At 70.6% G+C, this 6,355-nt stretch carries 5 protein-coding genes and 1 tRNA gene; 2 read left to right on the forward strand and 4 right to left on the reverse strand.

All coding sequences use genetic code 11. The annotated features are described in order from the left end of the window. Positions 1–208: 208 nt before the first annotated feature. Both EF903_RS26850 and EF903_RS26855 read right to left on the reverse strand, forming a co-directional pair. Positions 209–282 (reverse strand) — tRNA-Pro (locus EF903_RS26850). 99 nt (positions 283–381) lie between these two features. Continuing rightward, positions 382–1,320 carry a metallophosphoesterase gene (locus EF903_RS26855; RefSeq protein WP_125547429.1) on the reverse strand — a complete coding sequence of 313 codons (939 nt, stop codon included), beginning with the start codon at positions 1,318–1,320 and terminating at the stop codon, positions 382–384. Between the two features lie 67 nt (positions 1,321–1,387). On the opposite strand from EF903_RS26855, the gene EF903_RS26860 reads away from it, so the two are divergent. Continuing rightward, positions 1,388–1,849 carry a GatB/YqeY domain-containing protein gene (locus tag EF903_RS26860; RefSeq protein ID WP_114053498.1) on the forward strand — a complete coding sequence of 154 codons (462 nt, stop codon included), beginning with the start codon at positions 1,388–1,390 and terminating at the stop codon, positions 1,847–1,849. Positions 1,850–1,937: 88 nt separating this feature from the next. Here EF903_RS26860 and EF903_RS26865 read toward each other — a convergent pair whose 3' ends face one another. Continuing rightward, the gene (locus tag EF903_RS26865) at positions 1,938–4,235 is read right to left on the reverse strand and encodes a transglycosylase domain-containing protein (protein ID WP_125547431.1); all 2,298 of its coding nucleotides are present in this window, start codon (positions 4,233–4,235) and stop codon (positions 1,938–1,940) included. Positions 4,236–4,632: 397 nt separating this feature from the next. On the opposite strand from EF903_RS26865, the gene EF903_RS26875 reads away from it, so the two are divergent. Continuing rightward, entirely contained in the window at positions 4,633–4,983 is a 351-nt protein-coding gene (locus EF903_RS26875; RefSeq protein WP_030299276.1) for a WhiB family transcriptional regulator, read from the forward strand. A gap of 43 nt (positions 4,984–5,026) precedes the next feature. On the opposite strand, the gene EF903_RS26880 is transcribed toward EF903_RS26875, so the two are convergent. Next, positions 5,027–6,310 carry an ArsA family ATPase gene (locus EF903_RS26880; RefSeq protein WP_260615978.1) on the reverse strand — a complete coding sequence of 428 codons (1,284 nt, stop codon included), beginning with the start codon at positions 6,308–6,310 and terminating at the stop codon, positions 5,027–5,029. Positions 6,311–6,355 lie beyond the last annotated feature (45 nt).

Consider the following 6,355-nt stretch of genomic DNA (forward strand, 5'->3'; position numbering starts at 1 on the left):
GAAGAGAGCCCATGGCCACCCACCGGAAACGCCGGACCCGAGCCCCTTCAGTACAGCCCCGCCCCCGCGCCCTGTCCAACCAACAGGCTGTCAGCGCCCGCCGCCGGGCGCGCCACGGCGCGTCCGGCTCTCGGTGCTCCGAAGCCGAAAGCCACTCAGGGGCCTGATCCGATTTCTCGGATCAGGCCCCTGACCTGGTCTTACTCTGTCGGGGTGGCGGGATTTGAACCCACGACCTCTTCGTCCCGAACGAAGCGCGCTGCCAAGCTGCGCTACACCCCGATCGCCGCCTTGCCGGGCTGCTGCCCTGGCGACATCGATTACTTTAGCGGACCCGCGGCCGGAGACGAAATCCGGTTTCGCGGGGGTGCGGATCCAGGGTCAGGGCTTCGGGGCCAGGGTGAGGAGCGTGGCCTCCGGGGGGCAGGCGAAGCGGACCGGGGTGAAGCGGTTCGTGCCGCAGCCTGCGGAGACGTGCAGGTAGGAGCGGTGGCCCCCCGCCTCGTGGGTGGAGAGGCCCTTGACGCGGTCCGTGTCCAGGTCGCAGTTCGTGACGAGCGCCCCGTAGAAGGGGATGCACAGCTGCCCGCCGTGGGTGTGGCCGGCCAGGACCAGCGGGTAGCCGTCCGCCGTGAAGGCGTCGAGGCTGCGCAGGTACGGGGCGTGCACGACGGCGATCGAGAAGTCGGCGTCGGCTTCGGGGCCGCCCGCCACCCGCTCGTAGCGGTCGCGCTTGATGTGCGGGTCGTCGAGTCCGGTGAAGGCGAGCTCCAGGCCGTCGAGCTTGAGCCGGCCGCGCGTGTTGGTGAGGTTGACCCAGCCCGCCGCGTCGAAGGCGTCCCGCATGCCCTCCCACGGGTTGTGGACGGCGCCGACGACCGGCTTGTTGCCGTTCAGACCGTGCCGGCCCTGCACCTTCTCGATCAGGTAGCGGCCGGGGTTGCGCAGCCGCGGGCCGTAGTAGTCGTTCGACCCGAAGACGTAGACGCCGGGGAAGGACATGAGCGGGCCGAGCGCGTCCAGCAGCTCGGGCACGCCCTCGGTGTCGGAGAGGTTGTCGCCGGTGTTGACGACGAAGTCCGGGCGGAGCCCGGCCAGGGACTGGAGCCAGGCCCGCTTCTTGCGCTGCCCGCAGACCATGTGGATGTCGGATACCTGCAGGACGCGCAGCGGCCGCATCCCCGCGGGGAGGACGGGAACGGTGACCCGCCGCAGCCGGAACGACCGGGCCTCGAATCCGGCGGCATAGGCCACTCCGGCGGCCCCCACCGCCGCGATTCCGGCGGTGACCTTCAGTGGTACTCCGTAACGCGCGCGCATGGCCCCATCGTCTCAGACGGGGAAAACCGGCGGGCGCCACCGCCCCCGCACCTGGCAGACTCGGGTCATGACCACGCTCAAGGCCAAGCTGCAGGAAGACCTCACCACCGCGATCAGGGAGCGGAACGAGCTGCACTCGTCGACGCTCCGGCTGACCCTCGCCGCCATCACCAAGGAGGAGGTCGCGGGCAAGGAGGCGCGCGTCCTGTCCGACGAGGAAGTCCTCAAGGTGATCGCCAAGGAGGCGAAGAAGCGCCGCGAGGCCGCGGAGGCGTTCGCGCAGGGCGGCCGCGCCGACCAGGCCGCGCGGGAGACCGCCGAGGGCGAGTTCCTCGACACGTACCTGCCCAAGCAGCTGACCGACGACGAGCTCGGCGCGATCGTGGCGCAGGCCGTCGAGGAGGCGCGGGCCGCCGGTGCGGAGGGGCCGCGCGCCATGGGCGCCGTCATGAAGATCGTGAGCCCGAAGGTGGCGGGGCTGGCCGAGGGCGGGCGCGTCGCCGCCGCCGTCAAGAAGCACCTCGCGTAACACCGCACCGCACCGCACGGGCATGTACGAGGGCCCCGGCCGCCGAGTAGCACGGCGGCCGGGGCCCTCCTGTGTGCCGGGCCGCCGCCTACTGCGTGTCGCGGCCGCCGATGATCCCGGGCTCCAGGGTGATCCCCGGGAACGGGTCGGTCGGCGTGCCGCCGGTGGCGCCGCCTCCGGTGGCCGCGCCGCCGATGGCCTGGCCGCCGGTCTGGCCGCCGGGGCGCCCGCCGGGCTTGCCGTCGCCGCCGGGCTTGTTGGGCTTGGCGGGCTTCACGGGCGTGGTCGGGGTGCCGGGGCGGGCGCTGCCGCCGGCGGCTCCCGCGTCGGGCAGGCCGACGGTGGTGAAGCTCGCCACCTCCCGGCCGGCGAGGGCGCCGCTGACCGCCTGCTTCCAGATCGGGCCGGGCAGGCCGCCGCCGTAGACCTTGTCGTAGTACCTGCCGCCGATGGTGATGTTCTCCATCGACACCTGCTTGGCGCCGCCGGAGCCGACCCACGTCGCGCCCGACATGTTCGGGGTGTAGCCGACGAACCAGGCGTTGTAGCGGCTGTCGGTGGTGCCGGTCTTGCCCGCGCTCTGCCGGTCCGTCAGGCCGGCCTGCGTACCGGTTCCGGAGTCGACCACGCCGAGCAGCAGCGTGTTGATGGTGTCGGCGGTCCGCTCGGACATCACCCGCTCGCACTTCGACTTCGGCACCGACAGCGCCTTGCCGTGCGCGTCGGTGATCGACTCGATCGAGACGGGCGTGCAGCGGACGCCGCGGTTGGCGAAGGCGGCGTACGCGTTGGCCATGGTCAGCGGGGACATGCCCTCACTGCCGAGCGCGATGGCCGGGACCTCGGGCAGCTTGGTGCCGTCGGCCGGGATGACACCGAGCTTGGTGGTCATCTCGGTGACGGGGCACAGGCCCGTCTCCGCGATCATCTCGACGAAGTAGGTGTTGACCGACTTGGCCATCGCCTGGGTCATGCCGTACGGGCCGACCTCGGACTCCTGCTCGTTCTCCAGGCGCTCGTTGTCGGTGTTGACCCACGGCTTGTCGCTGCAGGTCCGCACCGGGCTCGGGTACTCCATCTGGTAGGGCGAGTTGTAGACCCGGCCGGGGGAGATGCCCTGCTCCAGCGCGGCCGCCGCGACGAACGGCTTGAAGGTGGAGCCGGTCGGGAAGCCGAAGTTCGAGCCGCCCATCCGCTTGTCCACGGAGTAGTTGATCTGCGTCTCGTTCTTCCCGAAGCCGTACGGCTTGGACTGGCCCATCGCGAGGACGCGGCCGGTGCCGGGCTGCACCAGGGTGACCGCCGTGGCGATCTTGTCGTCCTGGTTGACGTGGTCCTTGATCGACTCGTTGACGGAGTCCTGTGCCTGCGGGTCGAGCGTCGTGCGGACGGTCAGGCCGCCCTGGTTCCACAGCTTGGCGCGCTCCTCGCGCGTCTTGCCGAAGACCGGGTCGGTCAGGAAGGTGTTGCGCACGTAGTCGCAGAAGAAGCCGGCGCCCTTGACGGCGGTGATGCAGCCGTTCTTCGGCCGGGTCACCTTCAGCTGGACCGGCTTGGCCTTCGCCTCGTCCGCCTCGGCCTGCGAGATGTCCTTGACGTCGGCCATCCGCTGGAGGACGACGTTCCGGCGCTTCATGGCCTCCTGGGAGTCGTTCACCGGGTCGTACCGGCTCGGCGACTGCACCAGGCCGGCGAGCAGCGCCGACTCCTCCAGCGCCAGGTCCTTGGCGGGCTTGCTGAAGTAGCGCTGCGAGGCGGACTCGATGCCGTACGCCTGCTGCCCGAAGTAGGTGATGTTGAGGTAGTTCTCGAGGATCTTCTTCTTCCCGAGCTCCTCCTCGACCTGGATCGAGTACTTCAGCTCGCGGATCTTGCGGCCGAGGCTCTTCTCCTGGGCCTCGCGGACCTTCGTCTCGTCGTCGCCGGCCTCCTCGACGAAGACGTTCTTCACGTACTGCTGCGTCAGCGTCGAGGCGCCCTGCGCGGCGGCACCCTCCTGCGCGTTGCGGTTGACCGCGCGCAGGATGCCCTTGAGGTCGACCGCGCCGTGCTCGTAGAAGCGCGAGTCCTCGATCGCGACGATGGCCTTCTGCATGTAGGGGGAGATGGCCGTCAGCGGCACCACCTGCCGGTCGCGGGAGTACACGGTGGCGATCAGGCCGCCCTCGGCGTCGAGGATGGTGGTGCGCTGGCTGAGCGGTGGTGTCTTGAGGTTGGCCGGGATCTCGTCGAACCCCTCGACGGTGCCCTTGGCGGCGAGCCCCAGGGCGCCGGCGCCCGGGATGGCGATGCCGGCGAGCACGACGCCGGAGAGGACGGACAGGCCGAGGAACTTGGCGGCCTGCTGCGGCCCCGTGAGCCCGGCGCCCGAGCGCTTCTTTCCCATGGAGGGCAGCCTACGTTCTCATTCACCGGACACGCGCGAATGCCTTGGCCTAAGCTGTCCCCAACTGTCACAGCAGTGCGGTGCGACATCAACCCCTCGGCTTGATTTTCACCCTTCCCGAATGGGGTGGACTGATGTCCGAATCCCGCCCCTCACTCGGACGGCCGCTCGTCACCACTTCTCCGATTTCATCCGAATCGCCGGAATGGCCGGGCATGTCGCCGGATCACTCCGTCGGGTGATCTGCCGCTTACCCATAGTCCGTTCGGACCATTCAAGATTGGGCCCGTCGGGGGTGTTGCACTGTGCTCGCCTTCCGTAACGTCCTCAACTGGCAGCGGTGAATATGCCGCTACCGCCGTGGGGGAGCCTCGATTCGGGAGAGGACGGCGCCGGGATGGGCTGGGTTACCGACTGGAGTGCGCAGGCAGCCTGCCGCACTACCGATCCGGATGAACTGTTCGTTCAAGGAGCGGCACAGAACAGGGCCAAGGCAGTGTGCACCGGGTGTCCGGTGCGTACGGAGTGCCTGGCCGACGCGCTCGACAACCGCGTGGAATTCGGTGTGTGGGGCGGAATGACCGAGCGGGAGCGCCGCGCACTGCTGCGCAGGCGGCCCACCGTCACCTCGTGGCGGCGGCTGCTGGAGACGGCCCGCACGGAGTACGAGCGCAGCACGGGCATCCTCACCGTGGATGTCGACGCGGAGATCGACGTGCCGTACGAGACGTACGCGGCAGCAGGGTAGGCCCACCGGCCGTCCCCGCCCCCGCAGCCGCACGTACGGACGCCTACGCTCCGGCCGGCACCCCGGCCGCGAGGCGTTCTCCGATGGTCCGCAGCCCGGCGAGGTCGTGCACATCGCCGGGAAGGGCCGCCACTTCAGTCACCGCCACGTCGGGATGCAGCGAGGTGAAGCGGTCCCTCGTGCGCTGTTCGCGCGCGATCAGCTGCATGCGCTCGGCGTGCAGGCGCAGCAGTCCTGCCGTGATGCCTTCCACATCGGCGCCCTCGGGGGCGTCCGTGTAGGCGCCCGCTTCGACGCCTTCCGATTCGGGTGCGCTTCCGCCCGCGGGGGAGTGCGCGGCCGGGGCACCGAGACCAGCTTTCCCGGCCTCCTGATCCACAATGCCGCCTTCTTCAAGATTCTCCGCGGCCGCCAGCGCCCGCTCCGCCGAGAGCTGGGCGGCGCCGCTCCCGTGCACCCGGTTGAGCACCAGCCCCGCCAGCGGCATCCGCTCCGCCCCGAGCCGCTCCACGAAGTACGCGGCCTCCCGCAGCGCGTCCGGCTCCGGCGCCGCGACCACCAGGAAGGCCGTGCCCGGCGCCTGCAGCAGCCGGAACGTCGCGTCCGCGCGCGTGCGGAACCCGCCGAACATCGTGTCCATGGCCGCCACGAACGTCTGGACGTCCCCCAGCAGCGAAGCGCCCATCAGCTTGTTGAGCGTCCCCGTCATCAGCGACATGCCGACGTTCAGGAACTTCATCCCCGCCCGGCCGCCGACCTTCGCCGGGGCCATCAGCACCCGGATGAACTTCCCGTCCAGGAAGGAGCCCAGCCGCTTCGGGGCGTCCAGGAAGTCCAGGGCGGACCGGCTCGGCGGGGTGTCCACGACGATCAGGTCCCAGTCGTCGCGGGCGCGGAGCTGCCCCAGCTTCTCCATCGCCATGTACTCCTGCGTGCCGGCGAAGCCTGCCGACAGGGACTGGTAGAAGGGGTTCGCCAGGATCGCCGCGGCCCGCTCCCCGTCCGCGTGCGACTCGACGATCTCGTCGAACGTCCGCTTCATGTCCAGCATCATGGCGTGCAGTTCGCCCCCGCCGGCCACGCCCGCCACCTTCCGCGGGGTGTTGTCCAGCGAGTCGATGCCCATCGACTGGGCCAGCCGGCGCGCCGGGTCGATGGTCAGCACGACCACCTTCCGTCCGCGCTCCGCCGCCCGCAGGCCCAGCGCCGCCGCCGTCGTCGTCTTGCCGACCCCGCCCGCGCCGCAGCACACGATGATCCGGGTCCCCGGGTCGTCCAGCAGCCGGTCCACGGCCAACTCCGGCGGCGTGTCCATGCCCGCTCCCATCTCGGTCCGCACCCCCGTCCCCGTCCCCATCCCCGTCCCCATCCC

It is taken from the genome of Streptomyces sp. WAC05292, from assembly GCF_003949955.1.
Lineage (GTDB): Bacteria > Actinomycetota > Actinomycetes > Streptomycetales > Streptomycetaceae > Streptomyces > Streptomyces globosus.

Bases quoted from the DNA above. Each gene is read 5' to 3' on its own strand.
- EF903_RS26855 (WP_125547429.1), bottom strand. From the start codon at position 1,320: ATGCGCGCGCGTTACGGAGTACCACTGAAGGTCACCGCCGGAATCGCG.
- EF903_RS26860 (WP_114053498.1), top strand. From the start codon at position 1,388: ATGACCACGCTCAAGGCCAAGCTGCAGGAAGACCTCACCACCGCGATC.
- EF903_RS26865 (WP_125547431.1), bottom strand. From the start codon at position 4,235: ATGGGAAAGAAGCGCTCGGGCGCCGGGCTCACGGGGCCGCAGCAGGCC.
- EF903_RS26875 (WP_030299276.1), top strand. From the start codon at position 4,633: ATGGGCTGGGTTACCGACTGGAGTGCGCAGGCAGCCTGCCGCACTACC.
- EF903_RS26880 (WP_260615978.1), bottom strand. From the start codon at position 6,310: ATGGGAGCGGGCATGGACACGCCGCCGGAGTTGGCCGTGGACCGGCTG.